The sequence below is a fragment of the Pseudomonas sp. MH10 genome, assembly GCF_034353045.1.
Classification (GTDB): Bacteria; Pseudomonadota; Gammaproteobacteria; order Pseudomonadales; family Pseudomonadaceae; genus Aquipseudomonas.
Genome location: NZ_CP133783.1, coordinates 2,630,095 through 2,651,808, shown reverse-complemented (window position 1 = coordinate 2,651,808; position 21,714 = coordinate 2,630,095). Strand labels below are relative to the sequence as shown.

The window sequence follows — 21,714 nt, the reverse complement described above, 5'->3', positions numbered from 1 at the left end:
AAATGCGCATTCGTATTACAGCCTTAGGGCTGCCCGATGCGCGTTAACACTCGAGCGCCATCGAGTGGTTCTTGAATGAGCCTCTGCCATAACAAAAAACACATGGAGTAGCGTCGATGACATCAGCAAACCAGTTCTGGCGCCGGGCTAAGTTGCCTCTGGCTGTCGGACTTGCCTCTACACTCGCCGGTCCCGCCTTCGGCGTTAGTTTCAACGTCGGTGACATCGAAGGTCAGTTCGACTCGTCGCTGTCCATAGGCGCCAGTTGGTCGACCCAAAATCCCGACCGACACCTCATTGGTTCCAACAACGGCGGCACGGGCTTATCACAGACTTCCGATGACGGTCACCTGAACTTTAAAGCGGGTGACACATTCTCGAAGATCTTCAAGGGCATCCATGACCTGGAGTTGAAGTACGGCGACACGGGTGTGTTTTTACGAGGCAAATACTGGTACGACTTCAAGCTTCAAGACGACGACTTGCACTTCAAGAACATCGACAACGACCACCGTTACGAAGCGGCAAAATCGTCGGGTGCAGAGTTGCTCGACGCCTTCGTCTACCACAACTATGCCATTGGCAATGAGCCTGGGACCGTACGGTTGGGTAAGCAGGTGGTCAGTTGGGGTGAAAGCACCTTTATTGGCGGCGGCATCAACTCGATTAACCCCATTGATGTCTCGGCATTTCGTCGACCTGGCGCGGAAATCAAGGAAGGCTTGATTCCGGTCAACATGTTTTACCTGTCGCAAAGCATTACCGAGAACCTGTCGGCTGAAGGCTTTTATCAGATCGGCTGGGACAACACGGTGGTCGACAACTGCGGCACGTTTTTCTCGCAACCGGACGTGATCGCCAAGGGGTGTGACAGCAACCTCGCGGTGCTCAGCACGCAAAACAACCTGAACCGCGCGTTTACCAATGCGGGCTTGCCCGCTCCGTTGCGTGGCGCAATCCAAAACTCGCTGGCGCAACAGGGGGTTAAATTCGGTAACCCGGACGAGGGCGCTGTTGTTGCTCGTGGTGCCGACCGGACGCCTTCAGACAGTGGTCAATTTGGTCTGGCCACGCACTATAACTACGAGCCGCTGGACACTGAGTTCGGCGCGTACTTCATGAACTACCATAGCCGTCTGCCGATTTTCAGCGGCAAAGGCGCTCCGGCCAGTGTCTACAGCCCGGCCAACTTGGTCGGCTCGTTGGTGCGCAACGGTGTTCCGGTGCAGGTCGCTGCCGGTTTGGCGCCGACATTGCTGCCTGTGGTCGTGGCCGCGAACTCCAGCTACTACGTTGAGTACCCGGAAGATATCCGCCTATACGGGTTGAGTTTCTCCACTACCTTGCCTACCGGCACTGCGTGGGCAGGCGAAGTCAGCTACCGTCCTAATGCTCCGGTGCAAATCAACACTACCGACATTTTGTATTCCGGCCTGTCGCCGTTGAACCCGAACGTTTCCCCTCTGCAAGGTACGCCGGGTGCCGACCAGCCTGGCTATCGCCGTAAGGAAATCACCCAACTGCAGACCACCTTCACTCAATTCTTCGATCAGGTGATGGGCGCCGAACGACTGACCGTCGTCGGCGAAATAGGTTGGACGCACATGGGCGGTTTGGACAGCCCGGATAAAGTTCGTTATGGCCGTGACCCGAGTTACGGTCCGGGGCCGTTACCCAATGGCCAATGTGTTGCGCTTAACACCAGCACGTTGGCTGGCGCTTCGCAAAACAATGTATCGAAATACTGCGAAAACGACGGCTACACGACTTCTGACTCCTGGGGTTATCGCGCTCGCGCCATTTGGGATTACAACAGCGTATTCGCCGGCATCAACCTTAAACCAAGCGTGGCCTGGTCCCATGACGTGAAAGGTTACTCGCCCGGCCCTGGCGGTAACTTCGAAGAAGGACGTAAAGCCATCAGCCTGGCTGTGGACGCTGAATACCAAAACACCTACACCGCCAACCTGTCTTACACCAACTTCTTTGGCGGTGATTACAGCACCGTGGATGACCGGGATTTCGTGGCACTCAGTTTCGGCGTGAACTTCTAAGAAGACGGTTTTTCAGGACGACTACCACTATGAAAATAACAAACGGTCTGCTGCAAATCGGAGTACTGAGTCTCTCGTTGCTGGCGACAGGCGTCATGGCTGCGGTTTCTGATACGGAAGCCGCTAAGCTGGGCACTACGTTGACGCCGATGGGCGCTGAAAAAGCGGGTAACGCCGCCGGGACCATTCCGGCCTGGAGCCCGCTGCCAAAAAACGCAGGCACGGTGGACAGCAAAGGTTTCCTCTCTGACCCCTATGCCAGCGAGCAACCCTTGTTCGTCATCACCGCGCAAAACGTTGATCAATACAAAGACAAGCTCGCACCGGGGCAGATAGCGATGTTCAAGCGCTACCCGGATACCTACAAAATGAAGGTGTTCCCTTCGCACCGTGGCGCGACGGTGCCGGATGATGTGTTTGCCGCGATCAAAACCAACGCGACGCACACCAAACTGGTGGCCGGCGGCAATGGTCTTGAGAACTTCAAAACTGCAGTGCCGTTTCCGATTCCACAAACCGGCGTCGAAGTCATCTGGAACCACATCACCCGCTATCGCGGCGGCAGTGTTCAGCGTTTAGTGACTCAGGCGACGCCTCAAGCCAACGGCTCGTTCAGTCTGGTTTATTTCCGCGATCAGTTTGTGTTTCGCGACAACCTGAAAAAATCGGCAAGCGACGAAGCTGCCGCTAAACCGGTGGACGAGGATGAGAAGGCAGGCGATGCCAGCAATATTTTGTTCTATTTCAAACAGGAAGTGACCGCTCCCGCGCGTCTGGCGGGCGGCGTGCTACTGGTTCACGAAACCCTCGACCAAGTTAAAGAACCGCGGTCTGCCTGGGTTTACAACGCGGGTCAACGTCGGGTTCGTCGCGCACCGCAAGTGTCGTATGACGGTCCGGGTACTGCGGCCGATGGCTTGCGCACTTCAGACAATCTGGACATGTACAACGGCGCCCCGGATCGGTACGACTGGAAGCTGATGGGCAAACAGGAAATGTACATCGGGTCCGACAGCTACAAGCTTGATGATCCAGCACTCAAATACGCCGACATTCTCAAAGCAGGTCACATCAATCAAGACTTGGCACGCTATGAGTTGCGCCGCGTTTGGCACGTGACCGCTACCTTGAAAGAAGGCCAGCGCCATATCTACGCCAAGCGTGACTTCTTCATTGATGAAGACAGCTGGCAAGCTGCGGTCATCGACCATTACGATGGCCGTGGTCAACTGTGGCGAGTGGCTGAAGCGCACGCTCAAAGTTACTACAACATGCAAGTGCCGTGGTACACCCTGGAAACCTTGTATGACCTGCAGTCGGGCCGTTACCTGGCGCTAGGCATGAAGAACGAAGAGAAGCAGGCTTACAACTTTAAGTTCGAAGCCAGTGCCAGCGACTTTTCGCCTTCGGCGTTGCGTCAGTCCGGCGTGCGTTAATCCGTACTTTGTTAACATAAAAAACGCTCCGCTGACGGGGCGTTTTTTTATGCGTGACTGGTTAGCAGGGAACTAATGTCTTTGTCATTTTGGATATCTTTGACCGACAACTACAAAAATATCGATTTACCCGCTAGTCTGCGGACATCCGTATTGCCGATAACAGCACTTTAAAAACAAGAGCCGGCTATGACTGATTTGTCCCGTCTGCAAGGAGTTGCCGGCCACGCTGTTCCAGCGCTGGAGGGTCGTTTTTTTCGTCCACCGTTGCCCGAAGGTTATGTACTGCGTCCGCGTCTGTGTGAGCGCTTAAGTGCGGGCCTGGCGGGACGGCTATTACTGGTCAGCGCTCCAGCGGGTTTTGGCAAGAGTTCGTTGGCCGTGGAGTTTTGCCAAGGTTTGCCTGCCCAATGGCAAAGTCTGTGGTTGGGTTTGAGCCATCGCGACAGTGATCCGGGGCGCTTTCTTGAGCGCCTGCTTGCAGGCTTGCAACAGTTTTTTCCGTTGCTGGGGAGTCAGTCGTTGGGCCTGCTAAAGATGCGCCAGCGACATCAACCGTTCGCTTTCGAAGAATGGCTCGACGGCCTTTTAGATGAGCTGACAACTCACTTGTCAGTTAACCAGCCGCTGTTATTGGTGCTCGATGATTATCATCTGGCGCAAGGCGCGGTTTTGGATCGTTGCCTGCAGTTTTTTCTCAATCATTTACCTGACGGACTGACGGTCATGGTCACCAGCCGTCAACGGCCAGGGTGGCATTTGGCACGGTTGCGTTTGTCGCGGCACCTGCTTGAGCTCAATGAGCAGGATTTGCGCCTGACCGACCCCGAGTCGCTGGCGGTGCTCGACCAGTCCTGCAGTTCGCTTAACAGTGACATTTTAGAAAGCCTGGTGCGCCGCAGCGAAGGCTGGGTTGCCGGGCTGCGATTCTGGTTGTTGGCTGCCTCTGAAGTGGGCGATGCCTGCGCGTTGCCCCAAGCGTTACACGGCGGGGAAGGGATGATTCGCGATTACCTGCTCGAAGAGGTAATCGATTGTTTGCCGCCCGATGCTCAAGCGTTTTTATACGACACCGCGTGCCTTGAACGATTTTGCAGTGAGCTGTGCAACGCTGCGCGCGATCGCCACGACAGCGCAGAAATGCTGGGTTACCTGCAAGCACATCAGGTGTTTTTGGTCCCGCTGGATGAGCATGGCCGCTGGTTCCGTTACCACCATCTATTTTCTGACCTGCTGCGCAGTCGGCCCGATATCGGATCTAGCCCGCTGCAAACTCGTCTGCACCTGAATGCGTGCCGTTGGTTCAGCGAGCAAGGATTGCTGGACGAGGCGGTAGAGGAAGCGCTGCGTGCGGGTCACCCTGAAGTCGCCGCCAACCTGGTGCAAAACCTGTCGGAGGAGCAACTGCTGGCCGAACAAAACGTTGGCATGTTGCTGCGCTGGAAAATGGACCTGCCCGACAGCTTGCTGGTCAGTACGCCGCGTTTGATCGTGCTCTACAGCTGGGCATTGGGTCTTGCCTGCCAGTTGGACGCGGCTGAAGAGCTGGCCAATCAGCTCAGTCGTTTCTTGCCCGCACCCTCGGCCACCGCGCAAAAATCCATGCTCGCCCAATGGTTGGCGCTCAGTGGCATCATCGCGCGTGGTCGCGGCGACAGCGCCAAAACCCATTTGTATTGCACCGAAGCCTTGGAGAGCCTGCCGCAAAAGCGCTACGGCCAACGCCTGATGTGCTTATCGACGCTGGCCAATCTGGCGGTGGTCGATGGCGACGCCAAGCGCGCGCGCACGCTTAACCGTGAAGCACTCGAACTGGCGCAGCGGGTCGCCAATCCGTTGTTCGAAGCGTTGGCGCATTACGACCGGGCGCGGGTATTACAAGCGCGTGGTGAAACATTACGGGCACTGGACGAAGTTCGTCAGGGCATCAACCGACTAAAGGACCTTCCTGCTCAGCGGCTGTACGCCATTCGGGCACGGCTGACGTTGTATGAAGGTCATTTGCTGACCATGCGCTTGGAGCCTGAAGCGGGTCGGGCGCTGTTGGTGGTGGGCGTGGCGCAAGCGCGAGCCTGCCGTGACATCAGCGTGTTGATCGGGCAGTGCGTCATCGCCGGATTGGACGGGCGCAGTGGCCGATTTGCCGAGGCCTTCGCTGAATTGGCCGAGGCCGAGCGGCTAATGCATATTTGGGATGTGCCGCCGATTTACTACTTGGCCATGATCACTTTGGTCAAATGTGAGCTGTGGCTGGCTCAGGGCCGGATAGACCTTGCCGAAGTCTGGCTGCTGCGGTTGTCGCAGACCTACAGCGGTAATCAGCCTGCCATTGCGCCAGAATGTCATCCGCAACTGCCGCAACACATCGAGCTGCAACGAGCAGCCCTCGAACGTGTTCAAGGGCTGCTGCCTGAGTCTGAACAGCGGTTGCGTTCGCTGGCACAACAGGCGCAGGACGAAGGCGCGCAGGCCCTCTACACGGCGGCGCTGATCCAGCACATCCTTTTGCTACTGGGTACCTCGCGCGAGCCTGAGGCCCGGGCGTTGTTCATCCGCAGTTTGCAGGCGTCCAGCGGCGGAGCACTTCTGCCGTTTCACTGGCTGCTGCGCGATTACCCGCAATGGCTACGGGCCCAACTGCAGCACGCCGCGCCGAGTGTCAGTCGCGATAAATTGTTGGCCTTGTTGCCCTGCGCGACTATCAGTTTTCGTGCGCCATGCGAACCGCTGCACGGCTCGGAACAACTCAGCGCCCGGGAGTTGTCAGTGCTGCAACTCATCGCCCAAGGTTGCTCAAATCAGCAAATCAGTGAGCAGTTGTTTATCTCGCTGCACACCGTAAAAACCCACGCCAGCCACATCAACAGCAAGTTAGGTGTGGAGCGTCGCACTCAGGCCGTTGCACGGGCTCAGGAGTTGGGGTTGTTTGGCTGAATTGCTTGGCTGCATCGGATCTGTATAAACGGCCATCTGTAAAGCCTAGGTGTTGGCGAAGGTCTTTCAGGCTGATCATCGCGAGAATCTGTAGGACCGAATTTATTCGGGAAGGCTTCGGTCCTGACACGCTGTAACCTCAAACCACGCAAAGCGCCAACCCGATGGCTGCACGAAGGCGTCAGTCGTGTGGCGGATTAGCGTCCCACGTTTGACCCATAACTAAACGTCTGTGCCCCAAGGTATACCTGACCACAATACTTCCGTATTGCTAATGCCTAACTTTTCTGCGGATTCAACCTCAACAATTTTATCGTATGGGTCGATGCTGGCCAGATCGATAATCTCATGTGGAAGGGGTGTCTTGTCGCTCATCAACATGAACACCTTAACTTTCGGAGTTAGCAGCGAACTACTGTTTTGCTCCATGACTACCCCCAAACGACCACTCTTTAGACTCACGAGTGCGCCAATAGGATAGATGCCCACCGTTTTAACGAAGGTCCGGAAAACGGTTTCGTCGAAGTGTCCTTTCCACGTGGCCATTTCACGAATGGAGTGTGCCGGGCCCCAGCCTTTTTTATACGGGCGTTCAGACGTCACTGCGTCATACACATCGCAGACCGCGCCCATCTTCGCAAACAGGCTGATGTGGTCGCCAGCCAGGCCGTGCGGGTAGCCCGTGCCATCTATTTTTTCGTGGTGATGCAGGCATACGTCCAGCACTTCGGCGCCGAAACTTGCGGTTCTTTCGAGAATAGTCATCCCTTCTTCAGGGTGATCTTTCATGCGGTTGAATTCTTCTGCGGTCAGCTTTCCGGCTTTGTCGAGGATGGCGTTTGAGATCATCATTTTGCCGACATCGTGCATGAGCCCAGCGATACCCGCTTCCTTGACCTGTTCCGGGGCTAACTTCAACTGCCGGGCTAACGCGATCATCAGTATGCAAACAGCCACGGAGTGCATATAGGTGTAGTCATCCGAGGTCTTCAACCGCGAGAGGCTAAGCAGTGCGTGCGGGTGCCGAAGGATCGAGTCGGTGATTTCGGCGACCAGTTCCGAGCTTTGTTTTGGGCTGATTGCCCGGCCCAGTCGCGCGTCATTAAACATCGCGATCACGGCTGTTTTGGCTCTTACACAGATCTTTAATGCTTCGGACAGTTCTTCGTCCAAACTCACAGGAACGGGGCTTGCCGGACAGGTCATCACGATGGAGGAGGCAGCTGACGGCGGTCTACCTTTGCTTAAATCAACCCATACTTCCGTAATGGTTAAATGCTGAATTCGCACGATGTCTTGCACATCCTTTACTTCGAAACTGCCTTTCCAGGAAGGATGATTAATCCACGCACCACAGAATTGATGGATGTACATGCCAACGACGATATCAGAGGTCAAGATTTTCCTGAGCATGTGGTTCTCTCTACTGCAACGCTTGCCTGCATCGGAACCGACTGTGTTTCGACGCCTTTTTTTTATTCTTATAACTCTCATGACCCGTTTGGTATCTCGGCCTGTGCGGACGTCGATTTTTTGAATTGGTAACGCTGTGATTGCATTGTGCCATCGCAGCTTGGCTGCTTTTGAACGGCGTGTAAATAGGCTATAGGGTCAGATTCGAAGGGGTAAGTATTGTTCACGTCAGGCTTATGCGGATGTTTTTTTGCAGCGATTTTGAACGATGTATTCGATCGGATTGTGGGAGTGTCTAATTCTATTCTTTCGTGCGTGAGCGCCGTTCAGGGGAGCTTAAGGAATTTCTATTTAAAATGATGTTCAAATTGCGCACGGCTGCGGCGTGACGTTCGTTTCGGCCCCGTGAAGCTGCTTAGATGATAAACAGGAGTTGCCAAAATGTTTACCTCGTATCGTTCGATGATTATCGCTACCGCTGTCGCTTTGTTGGCCGGTTGCGCGTCGCCGAACCCGTACAGCAATCAACCTCAGAACAACGGTTCTGGCGGCGTGAGCAACACGGCTAAATATGGTGGTTTGGGTGCGTTGGCGGGGGCCGTCGCGGGGGCTGCCATCGATCACGGCAATCGTGGCAAAGGAGCTTTGATTGGCGCAGCCGTGGTCGGCGCCGGGGCTGCCGGTTACGGTTATTACGCAGATAAGCAAGAGGCTGCGTTGCGCAAGAGCATGGCTAACACCGGCGTTGAGGTGCAGCGTCAAGGTGATCAGATCAAGCTGATCATGCCGGGCAATATCACCTTCGCCACGAACTCTTCAGCCATTGCTCCAAGCTTTTATGCGCCGCTAAATAACCTGGCGGGCTCGTTGAAGCAATACAACCAAAACATGATCGAGATCGTTGGCTTTACCGATAGCACCGGCAGCCGTCAGCACAACATGGATTTGTCGCTGCAACGTGCGCAGAGCGTCAGCACGTACTTGACCTCGCAGGGCATTGATCCTTCTCACCTGGCAGTAGGCGGAGTAGGGCCAGACCAACCGATTGCCAGCAACGCTGATGTTAACGGCCGGGCGCAGAACCGCCGGGTTGAGGTCAATTTGAAGCCGATTCCTGGGCAGCAGTATCAGCAGCAGTAAGGGTTAGGAGATCTTTGCATCGCAAAAATCTGTGGGACCGATTTGTTCGGGAAGGCAGCACATGGTCGTTTTGACAGACCGCGTCGCCTGCTTCCCGAATAAATTCGGTCCCACAGTGTGCAGAGGTTTGTATTACCCCTGATTCCTGTCTTTACCCCTCGCTGGGTAATCTCGATGCATCGCATGCAGCAATAAATCCTTCTCATCCCAAAGCGTATTAATCCACTGCTGGAATTCCCGACGGTATTCTTCATCCTGGTCGTAATTTTTGCCGATGAACTGCGACGGAATTTTTACCTCTTCGAAATGCGCCACGATCTCTTCGACGTTGCCGCACAGCAGATCCCAATAGCCAGGGCGTCGGCCGGGGTAATGTATCGTTACGTTGACAATGGACTCCAGTTGCTCACCCATCGCGTCCAGCACAAAGGCGATACCGCCCGCTTTGGGTTTTAGCAGATAGCGAAACGGCGACTTCTGCTCGGCGTGCTTGCTCTCGGTGAAGCGTGTGCCTTCCACGAAGTTGAAAATGCCCACCGGGTTGTTGCGAAACTTGTCGCACGTACGCCGGGTGGTTTCCAGGTCTTTGCCTTTTTTCTCCGGGTGCTTGGCCAGGTAGGCCTTGGAGTAACGTTTCATGAACGGGAAGCCCAGCGCCCACCACGCCAAGCCAATTACCGGTACCCAAATCAATTCCTGCTTGAGAAAGAACTTCAGCGGGCGGATACGTCGGTTAAGCACGTATTGCAACACCATGATGTCGACCCAGCTTTGATGGTTGCTGGTAATCAAGTACGAGTGCTGATAGTCCAGCCCTTCAAGTCCACTCAAGTGCCAGCGCGTCTTGCGCAGCAGGTTCATCCAGGCTTTGTTGTTGCTAATCCAGGTCTCGTGAATGTGGCTCATCAGCCAGTCGGTAAACCGTTGTGCGGCCGGGAAGGGCAGGCACAACTTTACGATGGCGACGATGAATAGCGGCGTGCAGCAAACAACGGTGTTTAGCGCCAATAGCAGCGAGGCAATGATGCCGCGCAGTGGAGCAGGTAAAAAATCCAGCATATGGGCCGAGGCCTCCGCGAAAAAATATCGGATGCCGCCGGGTGGTCCGGCGGCACTGGTTTAGGGGTTGAGGGTTGGACCTCAGGACAGGTAAGCGGCTTGAATCGCTGTCAGGGCGATGGTGTAAACGATGTCGTCCACCTGAGCGCCCCGTGGCAGATCGTTCACCGGTTTGCGCAGCCCTTGCAGCATCGGGCCAAGGCTGACGCAATCGGCGCTGCGTTGCACCGCCTTGTACGTGGTATTGCCGGTGTTGAGGTCCGGGAACACAAACACGGTGGCGCGACCAGCGACTGGGCTGTTTGGTGCCAGTTGGCGGGCGACGTCTTCATTGGCGGCGGCATCGTACTGCAACGGGCCATCGATTTGAAGGTCGCTTTGTGCCCGGTGGGCCAGTTGCGTGGCTTCGCGAACCTTCTCCACTTCTTCGCCACTGGCCGATTCGCCACTGGAGTAACTGATCATCGCGACCCTGGGCGCAATGCCGAATGCCACTGCTGAGTCAGCGCTTTGCAGAGCGATTTCAGCCAGCTCGGCGGCGCTTGGGTGCGGGTTCATGATGCAGTCGCCGTAGACCAGCACTTGTTCTGGAAACAACATGAAAAACACCGACGACACCAGCGTGCAACCCGGTGCGGTCTTGATCAGTTGTAAGGCCGGGCGGATGGTATTGGCCGTGGAGTGAATAACCCCCGAGACCAGCCCGTCGACTTCATCCAGTGCGAGCATCATGGTGCCAATCACCACGGTGTCTTCCAACTGCTGTTCGGCCATCGGCGCATTTAAGCTTTTGTTTTTGCGCAGTTCGACCATGGGCGCGATGTAGCGCTCGCGGATCAAGTCGGGGTCCAGAATCTCCAAGCCCGGCGGCAGTTCGATGCCTTGCGCCTGAGCCACGGCATACACTTCTTCGGGCTTGGCCAGCAGTACGCAACGAGCGATGCCGCGCGCCTGGCAAATGGCCGCCGCCTGGATGGTCAAGGGTTCGCTGCCTTCAGGCAGCACGATGCGCTTATTAGCGTTTTGAGCACGCTGGATCAATTGATAGCGGAACACGGCCGGCGATAGGCGCATTTCCCGTGGTGTGCCACACCGCTGATGCAACCATGTCGCGTCCAAATGCCCGGCGACAAAGTCAGTAATGATTTCGGCGCGCTCGCGGTCATCAATGGGGATTTCTTTATTCAGCTGATTCAACTGGTTTGCAGTGTCGTACGAACCGGTGCTCACCGACAAAACGGGCAAGCCTGCCTGAAGCGCGCCACGGCACAGCTCCATGATGCGAGGGTCTGGCACGGTGTCGCTGGTCAACAACAAACCGGCCAATGGCACGCCATTCATGGCTGCGAGGCTGACCGCGAGGATGATGTCATCGCGATCGCCGGGGGTCACCACTAATACGCCGGGTTTGAGCAGTGCCACGGTGTTGAGCACGGTGCGTGCACAGATGATGACTTTCGACATGCGCCGTTGTTCGTAGTCCCCCGCATTCAGAACCTGCGCGCCAAGCAGGTCGGCAACGTCGCGGGTGCGCGGGTCGTTCAGATCGGCCTGAAAAGGTATGCAGCCCAACAAGCGGAATTCACCGCTGCGCAACAACGGCGAATGCTCTTTAAGGCGGGTAGCGAAGGCTTCCATGCTTTCGTCGGTGCGCACTTTGTTCAGAATGACGCCGAGGACTTTCGGGTCTTTCGGACCGCCAAACAGCTGCGCTTGTAACTCGACCCGGCCGGAAAGCTCGGCCAGCACTTCGTTTTCGGGCGCCGAGACGAGGATCACGTCGGCATCCAGGCTTTTCGCCAGGTGCAAATTGACCCGAGCTGCATAACTGGCGTGGCGGGTAGGGACCATGCCTTCAACGATCAGCACGTCTTTGCCGACGGCCGCTTCTTGATACAGATTAATGATTTCTTCCAGTAGCTCATCCAGCTGACCGTCGCCAAGCATGCGCTCGACGTGCGCCAACCCTAGCGGCTTGGGCGGCTTGAGGCCATGGGTGCGGGCGATAAGCTCGGACGAGCGCTCAGGCCCCAAGTCACCGGGATGCGGTTGAGCGATAGGCTTGAAAAAGCCGACCTTAAGACCTGCGCGTTCGAGGGTGCGCACTAGGCCAAGGCTGATGGATGTCAAGCCCACACCAAAGTCAGTGGGGGCGATAAAAAAAGTTTGCATGCGGACATCTCGATTGAGCAGTGCAAGGGCTGTACGGGGCAGCCAGGCAAAAATATCGGGTTACGTCATGTGTGTTCATCGCGGATCACCACGTCGTCAATTCGTGGCGAATCAGTGCGGCGTAAGGTTATCGTTATCCGGGCTCTGCGCACACCAGCCACAAGCAAAGCTTTTACCTATTTGTTGTTGGCGCTTCAACGGATCAAGCACCCAGGCTCTAGATTGCCAAGGCGGTTGATGGCGTAGATGTTGGGTGTGTCCACACGAAAGAATGGCTATCCAATGGCCATCATCGTCCTGACGAAAATCAATGAGTGTGCTGTTGTGCAATGGGCCGTCCGTCAGAGTTGCGTTCGCTTTCGGGCGAGCGCTTGGTTAAACTTGCACGTTCTTCAATTCTCAAGCAAAGGTCTCGCCCCATGCCGATCGCCGCGAACAAGGCCGTCTCCATCGACTATACCCTGACCAACGACGCTGGTGAGGTCATCGACAGTTCTGCTGGCGGCGCGCCGCTGGTCTACCTGCAGGGTGCAGGTAATATCATCCCAGGCTTGGAAAAAGCACTGGATGGCAAGAACGTCGGCGATGAACTCAAAGTGTCCATCGAACCCGAAGACGCTTACGGCGAGTATCAGGCTGAACTGGTCAGCACCTTGAGCCGCAGCATGTTCGAAGGCGTCGACGAACTCGAAGTCGGTATGCAATTCCATGCATCCGGCCCTGATGGCAGCATGCAAATTGTGACCGTCCGTGATCTGGACGGCGATGACGTTACCGTTGATGGCAACCATCCATTGGCCGGCCAGCGCCTGAATTTCGACGTCAAAATCGTTGAAATTCGCGATGCCAGCCAGGAAGAAGTTGCTCATGGTCACGTGCATGGCGAAGGCGGCCATCACCACTGATTTGTGCTGCTAAGCTCAGTTAGCCGGCAAGGCGCCCTGACAGGTTGCGTGAAAACGACGGGCTCGTTTTCACGGCCTGATGCGGGCGCCTTTTTCGTCCGCTCGTTATTTGGAGTTCGTCATGAGTGCTTTTCACGACACTAAATTAAAAGCTCTGGATGGCCAGGACCTGCCTCTCAAGCCTCTCAAGGGCAAAGTAGTGTTGGTGGTCAACGTCGCTTCAAAGTGTGGCCTGACGCCGCAGTATGCCGCGCTGGAAAAACTCTATCAGGAGTATCGGGATCAGGGTTTCAGCGTGTTGGGTTTGCCGTGCAACCAGTTCGCCGGTCAAGAACCGGGTACCGAAGAAGAGATTCAGAGCTTCTGCGACGTGAACTACAACGTCACCTTTCCACTGGGCAGCAAGCTGGAAGTGAACGGCGATCATCGTCACTCGCTTTACCGTTTGTTGGCAGGCGAAGGTGCTGAGTTTCCGGGTGACATCACCTGGAATTTCGAGAAATTTCTGGTAGGGAAAGACGGCCGGGTACTCGCCCGATTCTCGCCACGCACACCACCCGATGATCCCGCAGTGATTCACGCCATTGAAAAAGCGCTGAAGTAATTTAGCCGCGCTCTCCTCGCCGGGTTGCGGTCATTCAAACCCGGCAAGCTGATCCATTTCTGCGCAGTGGTTTTCCCTTCTGCTCGTCTGACTTGTCTTCCTAAATCACCCTCATCAATAGTGCTGGCGCGGTCTAGACGACCGGTCATATGCTCGGCGCCATGAACACATCCCTGCGACTCGATAAGCGCGATCTGATCCTTGCCCAAGGTGCTCACCTGATGACCCGTCGTGGTTACCACGGGACCGGTGTGCTGGATATCGTACAGGCCGCGGGCATTCCCAAAGGCTCGTTCTATCACTACTTCGCCAGCAAAGAAGATTTCGCCGTGCAAGCGCTTGAGTACCTGTACGGGCCAAGACTGCTGCGTTATGAAGCGGCCCTGAACGACCCTGCACAAAGCCCGCGTGAACGGATTTTGGGTTACTACCGCGACGTGATCGTGCATTTTTCCCGCCAAGAAAAGCCGGAGCATCATTGTTTTATAGGCAGCCTGAGTTTTGAAATGGCCGGCGAATGCTTGCCCATCGCCAGCCAGGTCGAGAACATTTTGCAGCGCTCGGTGGCGATTTTGGCCCAGAGCCTGACAGCCGCCCGTGATGCCGGCCAGTTACCGGAAAACACTGACTGTGCGGCGCTTGCCGAATTTGTTGCCAACGCCTGGGAAGGGGCGCTGATGCGCATGAAAGTCAGAAGCAGCGCGGCATCCCTGAACATTTTTCTGAACCAGCTTGAGCATCTGCTGAAGCCCGATCTTCTGCTACCGATTGATTCCCGAGGAGCGTTACATGCCAGTTAAAGCTTTGTTCAAACCCTTCAGCCTGGGCACCTTGCAGTTGCCGTCTCGGGTGGTTATGGCGCCTATGACCCGTTCGTTTTCTCCGGGCGGTGTGCCCAATTCGAAGGTCATCGAGTACTACCGTCGGCGAGCGGCTGCGGGAGTGGGTTTGATCATCACCGAGGGCACCACGGTCAATCACAAAGCATCCAACGGTTACCCGAACGTTCCACAGTTTTTTGGTGAAGCGCCGTTGGCCGGCTGGAAAAAAGTCGTTGATGCGGTGCATGCCGAAGGCGCCAAAATCGTGCCGCAGTTGTGGCACGTAGGGGCTGTGCGTCGCTTGGGCACAGAACCCGATGGCGACGTACCGGCTTACGGCCCGATGGAAAAACTCAAGGATGACAAGGTCGTGGTTCACGGCATGTCGAAGCAGGATATCCAGGAGGTGATCGGCGCTTTCGCTCAGGCCGCCCGGGATGCAAAAGCTATTGGCATGGACGGCGTTGAAATCCACGGCGCCCACGGTTATATCGTCGATCAGTTTTTCTGGGAAGGCACCAACCAGCGCACCGATGAATACGGCGGCGACCTGGCAGGCCGTTCACGTTTCGCCATCGAGTTGATCGAGGCTGTGCGGTCAGCGGTCGGTCCTGACTTTCCGATCATCTTCCGTTTTTCGCAATGGAAGCAGCAGGATTACACCGCGCGCCTCGTTTTGACCCCGGAAGCCTTGGGCGAATTCCTCAAGCCGCTGTCTGACGCCGGCGTGGACATTTTCCACTGCTCGACCCGCCGCTTCTGGGAACCAGAGTTCGAAGGTTCGGACCTCAACCTTGCCGGCTGGACACGCAAGCTGACCGGCAAACCAACCATTACCGTGGGCAGCGTCGGCTTGGATGGTGAGTTCTTGCAGTTCATGGTCGATACCGACAAAGTTGCGCAACCGGCGAGCCTGGACAACCTGCTCAAGCGACTGGGCAACGACGAGTTCGACCTCGTAGCCGTCGGCCGTGCGCTGCTGGTCGATCCAGACTGGGCACAGAAAGTACGCGAAGGCCGCGAGCAAGACATCCTCCCGTTCAGCCGTGAAGCGTTGACCACGTTGGTCTGAGTGAACGGAAATTAACCTGTAGGAGCCAACGTGTTGGCGAGAAGCCTGATGCGGTGTACCTGTCACGCCGCCTCGCGAACACGTTCGCTCTTATCAAACTATTTTTTAATCTTTTAAAGCAATGGGTTGGCGCTGGGGTTGGCGTGTATATCCGGCCTTTGTGGTTGCTGAGCTTATGGTTTCGCTTTTACAGCGAGGCACCTTTTTCAAACGTCGGAGCGCCGAACCGCAAAAAGGTCCCCCAAAACGCTTGCCCCACCATGCGGGCCCTCGCTTAGGCTCGGTCTTCCCTCACTCCGGCGTTGCTCCGGGGGTCGCCGTGAGCGGCCGTCCCTGGCCGCGCACGGCTTACTCGGCATCCTTGCCTCGTCACAGCCTGCGCAACGCCTGCGTTCGGCCGCATGGTTTCACGGGGCCTCTTTCCGTAATTTGATATTCAATTCACGGGCGATCTGCGGGCAGGCGGCCATCTGTAGCCAACTTGTCGGCGAAGGTCCTTCGGACCTGATCGCAGCCTTCGGCAGCTCCTACAAAAATCTGTGCAGCCCCAAAATCTGTGGGACCGAATTTATTCGGGAAGGCTTCCGTCCTGACACGCTGCAATCTCGAAGCACACAAAGTGCTTCCCAGTTTGCTGCGCGACAGCGCAACGTCGAAGACGTGGCGGACCCTCCTGCAGGCTGTATTTGTGCCGCGTGCTGATAGTCAAAGGCTAGCGAACCTTACCAGCCACCTGCTTTTCCACCGCCAGATTCCCACCCTCCCGCACCCAAAACAACGTCGCGGCCGCAACTGCTGCGGGCATCATTAGTACATTCACGACCGGAATCAGCAGCGCCAGATAAACGATTCCGCCAAAGCCCATGCTCTGCCAACGCTTCTGCCGCAGCCAGGCGAGCATTTCGTTCCAGCCGAGTTTGTGGTTGTCGGCGGGGTAGTCGATGTATTGAATTGCCATCATCCAGACGCCGAACAACAGCCACAACGGGGCGGCGATGACGTTGACCACAGGAATGAAAGACAGGATCAGCAACCCAATGGCGCGGGGTAAGAAATAGCCCAGCTTGCGCATCTCGCGGCTGAAGGTGCGCGGCACCAAGGCGAACAGCTCGCCCCAGCTAAAAGTGGGGAAGTCATCGGTGCCCCGCAGGACCACTTCCACTTTTTCCGCCAGAAAGCCGTTAAAGGGCGCGGCAATCACGTTGGCGATCATGGTGAAGGTGAAGAACACCATCAGTATCACTAGCGTGACGAACAACGGCCAGATGATGTAGTTCAGGAAGCTCAGCCATGTCGGCAGTTCTGGCATGAAGGTGTCGACCCACATACCAAATTGATGCATGGCGAGGTAGATCAGCCCGCCGAACAGCAACAGATTGATGGTCAATGGCAGCAAAACGAACAGCCGCAAACCAGGGGTAAGGACTAATCTCAGGCCTTCGCGCAGGTATTGTGGGCCGGAGAGTACAGGGGCAGGCATGGCAGCCTCCGATGAGTGGAATCGGGCAGACCTTACCGGCTTTGCGAGACGGGCGGAAGCTGCGACATTCGCAGTAACAATCGCGGCAAGGTAAAGTCTAGGTCAGCGGTTGTTACAGATGTGTCGGTATAGAGGTGGCCTATGAGCTGGATTGTGAATCCATATTTCCTTAATCTTCGCCTCCTCGATAGTCTTCTCAACAACTTATCGACTTGGCAATACCTGGCAGTGGCTCCGGTCGCCGCCTCAGTTTTCAGGACCGCCGTGTTTAAAGCCTTCCCCAAGTGCTTGTGCGGTCCTTTTTATTCCAGCCGGTACGCCGGCGACCCGACCACGCGTCACAATGGCCGGTCAATAGGAGCGTGTCATGTCTGAAGTACGTCATTCTCGAGTGATTATTCTCGGCTCCGGCCCTGCCGGTTACAGTGCTGCGGTTTACGCCGCACGGGCCAACCTCAAGCCGTTGCTGATCACCGGTATGCAGGCGGGTGGTCAATTGACCACCACCACCGAGGTTGATAACTGGCCGGGTGACCCTCACGGTCTGACCGGCCCGGTGTTGATGGAGCGGATGAAGGAGCACGCTGAGCGTTTCGAAACCGAAGTGGTGTTCGACCACATCAATGCGGTGGATCTTGCTGGTAAGCCATTCAGCCTTAAGGGCGACAACGCGACTTACACCTGCGACGCGCTGATTATTGCGACCGGTGCCAGTGCTCGTTATCTGGGCTTGCCGTCGGAAGAAGCGTTCATGGGCAAGGGCGTTTCGGCCTGCGCGACGTGCGACGGGTTCTTCTATCGCAACCGCGAAGTGGCTGTGATCGGTGGCGGTAACACGGCCGTTGAAGAAGCGCTGTATTTGGCCAACATCGCCAGCAAAGTAACGCTGGTGCATCGCCGCGAAACCTTCCGCGCCGAGAAAATACTGATCGACAAGCTATTTGTGCGTGTTGCCGAAGGCAAGATTGTGCTCAAGCTCAATTCGACACTGGAAGAGGTCCTCGGCGACAAGATGGGCGTGACCGGTGCTGCGTTGCGCAACAACGATGGTACCCGGGACGAGCTGAAGGTGGATGGTGTGTTTATCGCCATCGGCCACACGCCCAATACCTCGTTGTTCGAAGGCCAACTGACGTTGAAAGACGGCTACATGGTGGTTCAAGGCGGGCGCGAAGGTAATGCCACTGGAACAAACATTGACGGTGTGTTTGCTGCGGGCGACGTGGCTGACCATGTGTATCGCCAAGCGATTACCTCTGCTGGCGCAGGTTGCATGGCGGCATTGGACGTCGAGCGTTATCTTGATGGTCTGAAGAACGCTGCGTTCTAAGACGATTCGTTCTGCAACAAAAAAACCGGCCTAGGCCGGTTTTTTAACGCCCCTGAGTTCACTCTTTGCGCGTCAACGACTTGCCTGCGAATGTCACACCCGCCAGCCCGTTAACAATCAACGACCGAATGTTGGCGTGGTCGCTGCCCTCTGGCGTGGCCTGTACCGAGCGGTAGTGTTCGCCGAACGCGAGCAGGGTTTCTTCGTCGCTTAACCCTTCAAGCACTGCGAGCCCGACGATCTTGCACGACCCTTCGTTCTGCCCGGCGGCGTTTTCGACGTTGCCGTTGGTGAAGGCTTGCGGTTGATAAGCATAGCCTTCAGCGATGAACACCAAGGTATCGGCGAAAGGATGTTGGCCGCTGCGAAGGCTGGCGCGCAGGGTGTTCAAGTCAGTCATGCTTTTTGTCCTTAGCGAACGCAGCGCTCTGTTCCGCGTTGGCTTCTTGCTGAAATTTGCTTTTCCACTCGCCGTACGGCATGCCATAAACCACTTCGCGGGCGTCGTCGAGACTGAGGTCGATGTGTTTTTCGTCAGCGGCGGCCTTGTACCATTTGGACAGGCAGTTGCGGCAGAAACCGGAAAGGTTCATCAGGTCGATGTTCTGGACGTCTTTGCGACTGTCCAGGTGCGCGACCAGCCGGCGAAACGATGCGGCTTCGAGTTCAAGGCGTTGTTGGTCAGTCATGATGGGCTCTGGCAGGAAGTTGAATGGTTTTGATCGTAAATGTCTTCAATCAGCGCTGCCCAGCCAAGGTGATCGACACCGATTCGGCGAAACGCAGGGCGTGCGGTTTATCAACTTCGACCTCGGCGTACAGCACCGCCTCATGGCTCATGACCAAATCAAGGACTTCTTGAGTCAGGCGTTCGAGTAGCGCAAAGCGATTGCCTTCCACGTGCTGAATAATGGCTTTGGTAATGGTGCGGTAATTGAGTGCGTGATCAATGTCATTGTCACGCACTGCATCTTGGGCCGCGTAGAGGATGGTCAGGTTAATCAACACGTCCTGTTTATTGAGGATCTCGTCTTCATTGATGCCGATAAAAGTACGCAACCCCAGGTCTTTGACCCGAATCCGCGCGGTTCCTGGTTCAAGTCTAGGCATGCTTACCTGCTCCGTCCGATCAATTGCAAAAATTCCTGACGGGTCGTGCTCGATTCACGGAATGCACCGAGCATCACCGAAGTCATCATGGTCGAGTTCTGTTTCTCGACGCCGCGCATCATCATGCACATGTGGTGCGCTTCAATCACCACGGCCACGCCCGCGGCGTTGGTCACTTCTTGAATCGTGTCGGCGATTTGCCGGGTCAGGTTTTCCTGGATCTGCAAGCGGCGGGCGAACATGTCCACGATACGTGCAATCTTGGAAAGACCCAGCACTTTGCCCGTGGGAATATAAGCCACGTGGGCCTTGCCGATAAACGGCAGTAAATGATGTTCGCACAGCGAATACAGCTCGATGTCTTTGACGATCACCATCTCATCGTTGTCGGAGGCGAACAGTGCGCCGTTGACGATTTCTTCGATGCTCTGCGTGTAGCCTCGACACAAATACTGCATCGCTTTCGCGGCACGTTTCGGTGTGTCCGCCAAGCCCTCGCGATCTGGGTCTTCACCCAGGCCAACAAGAATTTCACGGTAATGCTTTGGCAGGGACAAGGTCATCAAGGATCCTCACGGGGCGACTTACTTAAGGTGCCGACCGCCGTTTACAGTCAAAGTTGTGCCGGTAACGTAAGGGTTGTCCAGCAGATATCGCAGGCTCTGATAGATCACCTCGGCTCCGGGCTCGATGCCCATGGCGGATTTAGTCAGGGTGCTGGCGCGGTACGCCGCGTCGTCGTCAGGTTGAAACATCAACAGCGCTGGCGCGATGCCGTTGACTTTGATTCGGGGTGCGAACTTTGCGGCGAATGACAGCGTTAAGCTCTCAAGTCCGGCCTTACTGGCGCAATAGGCAATGTGTTTGCTGCTGCCTTTGCGGGTAACGTCATCGCTGATGTGAACGATGTCGGCCGTGGGTGAACGGTGCAATAAGTGGGCGCAACGCAGATTGATCAAATACGGCGCCAACATGTGGACGTTGAACATGTGGGCAAACGCTGCGGCTTCATCTCCTGGCGTTTCCACCAACCACTGCGATGCATTATGGACGATCGCTCGCAGGCTGTCGGTGTGAGTGCTGAGTTGCTCGATGAACGTCAGAATGCTCGCTTGCGAGGTGAAGTCGGCATGAATGGCCACGGCCCCCAAGTCGCGCAACTGCTGCACGCCAGGGCGTTCGCTGCGGTAGCTGACAATGACGGGCTGCCCGTGCGCGAGCAAGCGTTTTGCGCAATGCAGGCCGACTCGCTGGCTGGCGCCAGTAATCAGGACAGGTGGGGTGGGGAAAACCATGGGCAACTCGCGCATCAGTAAAGGTCGTTCCAGAGGCCGATAGACGGGCTTCGTGCTCGAACCAACGAAGCCAGCAATTGGCTATCTTCTGGAGCAAAGTTATACCAATGCCTATGACCGAACAACCCGTGCGGCGAGGCGCCGGGCATTCCGTGGTGGACTATCTAGCGGCCGGGCGCGGTTTCAGACGTGCGGATAGGTGCATGAGGCGCACTGTGCAGCCAGCGCGCGAGTAAGTGCGTCGACAACGGAATAAACAGGAACACCATGAGCGGCGTGAGGGCCAGCGTGCTAACCAGCACCCGCGCCAGAAGATTCAATTCACCCAGCAGCGGGCCGAGTACGAAGTTGAACACTAAAGAAACCGGGAAGAACGCCAGCCAGATGGCCACCGCCTGTTTCCAGCGTGGTGGTGGGCGCTGACCCGCGCCACCAAACCAGCCTTCGATACCACTGACTCGATGCTCGGAAGGTTGAGCAAACAGGCCGCTGCCACGCACCAACCACGTGCTTCGGGATGCAGAGTGCTCCCAGGCGTGCATGGTGTCCCGGTTGGAAAATCGGAAGATGATCTGGAATTCGTCCCCATCCGGGGGCGGGGCGAGGACGCCAGAGCCCAGATAGCCGGGAAAATCAGTGGCCAATTGTTCGCCTTCACGTAACCAGGCAATCAGTTCCTCATAGCGGCCATGGGCGACACGGCGAGCAACCATAAGGGTTACAGGGGAGGTAGACATTGTGTATCTCCGTAAGACGGGGCGAAACTCCCGGGTAGGGAGCGCGCATAACGCAGCACCGGGGTGGTGGGCTGCATTCAAATGACAAGCAAGGATTATTCCTTAAATCGGAAATAAAGCCACAGGCTTGTCGCCGCAGGACTGTTTGTGAG

General features: G+C 56.3%; 19 protein-coding genes and 1 pseudogene. 9 read left to right on the top strand and 11 right to left on the bottom strand.

The annotated features are described in order from the left end of the window. The first annotated feature begins 116 nt into the window (after positions 1–116). The 3 genes from RHM59_RS11820 to RHM59_RS11810 all read left to right on the top strand — a co-directional run bounded on the left by RHM59_RS11820 (position 117) and on the right by RHM59_RS11810 (position 6,424). Positions 117–2,054, top strand: coding sequence for a DUF1302 domain-containing protein (locus RHM59_RS11820; protein ID WP_322167768.1), 1,938 nt, complete (start codon positions 117–119; stop codon positions 2,052–2,054). Between the two features lie 29 nt (positions 2,055–2,083). Next, positions 2,084–3,490 carry a DUF1329 domain-containing protein gene (locus RHM59_RS11815; protein WP_322286603.1) on the top strand — a complete coding sequence of 469 codons (1,407 nt, stop codon included), beginning with the start codon at positions 2,084–2,086 and terminating at the stop codon, positions 3,488–3,490. A gap of 189 nt (positions 3,491–3,679) precedes the next feature. Continuing rightward, positions 3,680–6,424, top strand: coding sequence for a LuxR C-terminal-related transcriptional regulator (locus RHM59_RS11810; protein ID WP_322286602.1), 2,745 nt, complete (start codon positions 3,680–3,682; stop codon positions 6,422–6,424). Positions 6,425–6,646: 222 nt separating this feature from the next. Here RHM59_RS11810 and RHM59_RS11805 read toward each other — a convergent pair whose 3' ends face one another. Next, positions 6,647–7,837 carry an HD-GYP domain-containing protein gene (locus tag RHM59_RS11805; RefSeq protein ID WP_322167771.1) on the bottom strand — a complete coding sequence of 397 codons (1,191 nt, stop codon included), beginning with the start codon at positions 7,835–7,837 and terminating at the stop codon, positions 6,647–6,649. A 441-nt stretch (positions 7,838–8,278) separates the two neighbouring features. Between RHM59_RS11805 and RHM59_RS11800 the strand changes: the two genes are divergently transcribed. After that, positions 8,279–8,977, top strand: a complete 699-nt coding sequence (locus tag RHM59_RS11800) for an OmpA family protein (RefSeq protein ID WP_322167772.1) — start codon at positions 8,279–8,281, stop codon at positions 8,975–8,977. Between the two features lie 132 nt (positions 8,978–9,109). Here RHM59_RS11800 and RHM59_RS11795 read toward each other — a convergent pair whose 3' ends face one another. The 3 genes and pseudogenes from RHM59_RS11795 to RHM59_RS11785 all read right to left on the bottom strand — a co-directional run bounded on the left by RHM59_RS11795 (position 9,110) and on the right by RHM59_RS11785 (position 12,659). Then, the gene (locus RHM59_RS11795; RefSeq protein ID WP_322286601.1) at positions 9,110–10,036 is read right to left on the bottom strand and encodes an acyltransferase; all 927 of its coding nucleotides are present in this window, start codon (positions 10,034–10,036) and stop codon (positions 9,110–9,112) included. Positions 10,037–10,117: 81 nt separating this feature from the next. Then, the gene (gene pta, locus RHM59_RS11790; RefSeq protein ID WP_322167774.1) at positions 10,118–12,208 is read right to left on the bottom strand and encodes a phosphate acetyltransferase; all 2,091 of its coding nucleotides are present in this window, start codon (positions 12,206–12,208) and stop codon (positions 10,118–10,120) included. A 111-nt stretch (positions 12,209–12,319) separates the two neighbouring features. Continuing rightward, positions 12,320–12,659: pseudogene (locus RHM59_RS11785) on the bottom strand (DUF3565 domain-containing protein). On the opposite strand from RHM59_RS11785, the gene RHM59_RS11780 reads away from it, so the two are divergent. The 4 genes from RHM59_RS11780 (at position 12,628) to RHM59_RS11765 (ending at position 15,610) form a co-directional block, all read left to right on the top strand. Continuing rightward, positions 12,628–13,113, top strand: a complete 486-nt coding sequence (locus tag RHM59_RS11780) for a peptidylprolyl isomerase (protein WP_322167775.1) — start codon at positions 12,628–12,630, stop codon at positions 13,111–13,113. The pseudogene RHM59_RS11785 and the gene RHM59_RS11780 sit on opposite strands and share 32 nt — an antisense overlap. Positions 13,114–13,234: 121 nt before the next feature. Further along, entirely contained in the window at positions 13,235–13,717 is a 483-nt protein-coding gene (locus tag RHM59_RS11775; protein ID WP_322167776.1) for a glutathione peroxidase, read from the top strand. Between the two features lie 161 nt (positions 13,718–13,878). Beyond that, on the top strand, positions 13,879–14,517 hold the full coding sequence (locus RHM59_RS11770; RefSeq protein WP_416195069.1) for a TetR/AcrR family transcriptional regulator: 639 nt from the start codon (positions 13,879–13,881) through the stop codon (positions 14,515–14,517). After that, positions 14,507–15,610, top strand: coding sequence for an NADH:flavin oxidoreductase (locus RHM59_RS11765; protein ID WP_322167778.1), 1,104 nt, complete (start codon positions 14,507–14,509; stop codon positions 15,608–15,610). The genes RHM59_RS11770 and RHM59_RS11765 overlap by 11 nt, the downstream gene beginning before the upstream one ends. A 712-nt stretch (positions 15,611–16,322) precedes the next feature. Here RHM59_RS11765 and cysZ read toward each other — a convergent pair. Continuing rightward, positions 16,323–17,090 carry a sulfate transporter CysZ gene (gene cysZ / locus RHM59_RS11760; RefSeq protein ID WP_322167779.1) on the bottom strand — a complete coding sequence of 256 codons (768 nt, stop codon included), beginning with the start codon at positions 17,088–17,090 and terminating at the stop codon, positions 16,323–16,325. A 367-nt stretch (positions 17,091–17,457) separates the two neighbouring features. On the opposite strand from cysZ, the gene trxB reads away from it, so the two are divergent. After that, positions 17,458–18,420, top strand: a complete 963-nt coding sequence (trxB, locus tag RHM59_RS11755) for a thioredoxin-disulfide reductase (protein WP_322167780.1) — start codon at positions 17,458–17,460, stop codon at positions 18,418–18,420. A gap of 58 nt (positions 18,421–18,478) precedes the next feature. On the opposite strand, the gene RHM59_RS11750 is transcribed toward trxB, so the two are convergent. From RHM59_RS11750 to RHM59_RS11725, 6 genes are all read right to left on the bottom strand, one after another. Next, positions 18,479–18,820: a HopJ type III effector protein gene (locus tag RHM59_RS11750; RefSeq protein WP_322167781.1), complete on the bottom strand. Its 342-nt coding sequence runs from the start codon at positions 18,818–18,820 to the stop codon at positions 18,479–18,481. Further along, positions 18,813–19,109 carry a DUF1244 domain-containing protein gene (locus tag RHM59_RS11745; RefSeq protein WP_322167782.1) on the bottom strand — a complete coding sequence of 99 codons (297 nt, stop codon included), beginning with the start codon at positions 19,107–19,109 and terminating at the stop codon, positions 18,813–18,815. Before RHM59_RS11745 ends, RHM59_RS11750 begins: the two co-directional genes overlap by 8 nt. 49 nt (positions 19,110–19,158) lie before the next feature. After that, positions 19,159–19,530 carry a dihydroneopterin triphosphate 2'-epimerase gene (gene folX / locus RHM59_RS11740; protein WP_322167783.1) on the bottom strand — a complete coding sequence of 124 codons (372 nt, stop codon included), beginning with the start codon at positions 19,528–19,530 and terminating at the stop codon, positions 19,159–19,161. Positions 19,531–19,532: 2 nt separating this feature from the next. Further along, positions 19,533–20,093 carry a GTP cyclohydrolase I FolE gene (gene folE, locus RHM59_RS11735; RefSeq protein ID WP_322286599.1) on the bottom strand — a complete coding sequence of 187 codons (561 nt, stop codon included), beginning with the start codon at positions 20,091–20,093 and terminating at the stop codon, positions 19,533–19,535. A 21-nt stretch (positions 20,094–20,114) separates the two neighbouring features. After that, positions 20,115–20,825 carry a dihydromonapterin reductase gene (gene folM / locus RHM59_RS11730; protein ID WP_322170750.1) on the bottom strand — a complete coding sequence of 237 codons (711 nt, stop codon included), beginning with the start codon at positions 20,823–20,825 and terminating at the stop codon, positions 20,115–20,117. A gap of 164 nt (positions 20,826–20,989) precedes the next feature. Beyond that, positions 20,990–21,562: an antibiotic biosynthesis monooxygenase gene (locus tag RHM59_RS11725; RefSeq protein WP_322167785.1), complete on the bottom strand. Its 573-nt coding sequence runs from the start codon at positions 21,560–21,562 to the stop codon at positions 20,990–20,992. Positions 21,563–21,714 lie beyond the last annotated feature (152 nt).

What these genes read in the sequence shown, in the direction of transcription:
- cysZ (WP_322167779.1), bottom strand. Translation starts at nt 17,090, where the DNA reads ATGCCTGCCCCTGTACTCTCCGGCCCACAATACCTGCGCGAAGGCCTG.
- folE (WP_322286599.1), bottom strand. Translation starts at nt 20,093, where the DNA reads ATGACCTTGTCCCTGCCAAAGCATTACCGTGAAATTCTTGTTGGCCTG.
- RHM59_RS11780 (WP_322167775.1), top strand. Translation starts at nt 12,628, where the DNA reads ATGCCGATCGCCGCGAACAAGGCCGTCTCCATCGACTATACCCTGACC.
- RHM59_RS11820 (WP_322167768.1), top strand. Translation starts at nt 117, where the DNA reads ATGACATCAGCAAACCAGTTCTGGCGCCGGGCTAAGTTGCCTCTGGCT.
- RHM59_RS11815 (WP_322286603.1), top strand. Translation starts at nt 2,084, where the DNA reads ATGAAAATAACAAACGGTCTGCTGCAAATCGGAGTACTGAGTCTCTCG.
- RHM59_RS11750 (WP_322167781.1), bottom strand. Translation starts at nt 18,820, where the DNA reads ATGACTGACTTGAACACCCTGCGCGCCAGCCTTCGCAGCGGCCAACAT.
- RHM59_RS11805 (WP_322167771.1), bottom strand. Translation starts at nt 7,837, where the DNA reads ATGCTCAGGAAAATCTTGACCTCTGATATCGTCGTTGGCATGTACATC.
- pta (WP_322167774.1), bottom strand. Translation starts at nt 12,208, where the DNA reads ATGCAAACTTTTTTTATCGCCCCCACTGACTTTGGTGTGGGCTTGACA.
- folM (WP_322170750.1), bottom strand. Translation starts at nt 20,825, where the DNA reads ATGGTTTTCCCCACCCCACCTGTCCTGATTACTGGCGCCAGCCAGCGA.
- RHM59_RS11775 (WP_322167776.1), top strand. Translation starts at nt 13,235, where the DNA reads ATGAGTGCTTTTCACGACACTAAATTAAAAGCTCTGGATGGCCAGGAC.
- folX (WP_322167783.1), bottom strand. Translation starts at nt 19,530, where the DNA reads ATGCCTAGACTTGAACCAGGAACCGCGCGGATTCGGGTCAAAGACCTG.
- RHM59_RS11795 (WP_322286601.1), bottom strand. Translation starts at nt 10,036, where the DNA reads ATGCTGGATTTTTTACCTGCTCCACTGCGCGGCATCATTGCCTCGCTG.
- RHM59_RS11725 (WP_322167785.1), bottom strand. Translation starts at nt 21,562, where the DNA reads ATGTCTACCTCCCCTGTAACCCTTATGGTTGCTCGCCGTGTCGCCCAT.
- RHM59_RS11800 (WP_322167772.1), top strand. Translation starts at nt 8,279, where the DNA reads ATGTTTACCTCGTATCGTTCGATGATTATCGCTACCGCTGTCGCTTTG.
- trxB (WP_322167780.1), top strand. Translation starts at nt 17,458, where the DNA reads ATGTCTGAAGTACGTCATTCTCGAGTGATTATTCTCGGCTCCGGCCCT.
- RHM59_RS11810 (WP_322286602.1), top strand. Translation starts at nt 3,680, where the DNA reads ATGACTGATTTGTCCCGTCTGCAAGGAGTTGCCGGCCACGCTGTTCCA.
- RHM59_RS11770 (WP_416195069.1), top strand. Translation starts at nt 13,879, where the DNA reads ATGAACACATCCCTGCGACTCGATAAGCGCGATCTGATCCTTGCCCAA.
- RHM59_RS11745 (WP_322167782.1), bottom strand. Translation starts at nt 19,109, where the DNA reads ATGACTGACCAACAACGCCTTGAACTCGAAGCCGCATCGTTTCGCCGG.
- RHM59_RS11765 (WP_322167778.1), top strand. Translation starts at nt 14,507, where the DNA reads ATGCCAGTTAAAGCTTTGTTCAAACCCTTCAGCCTGGGCACCTTGCAG.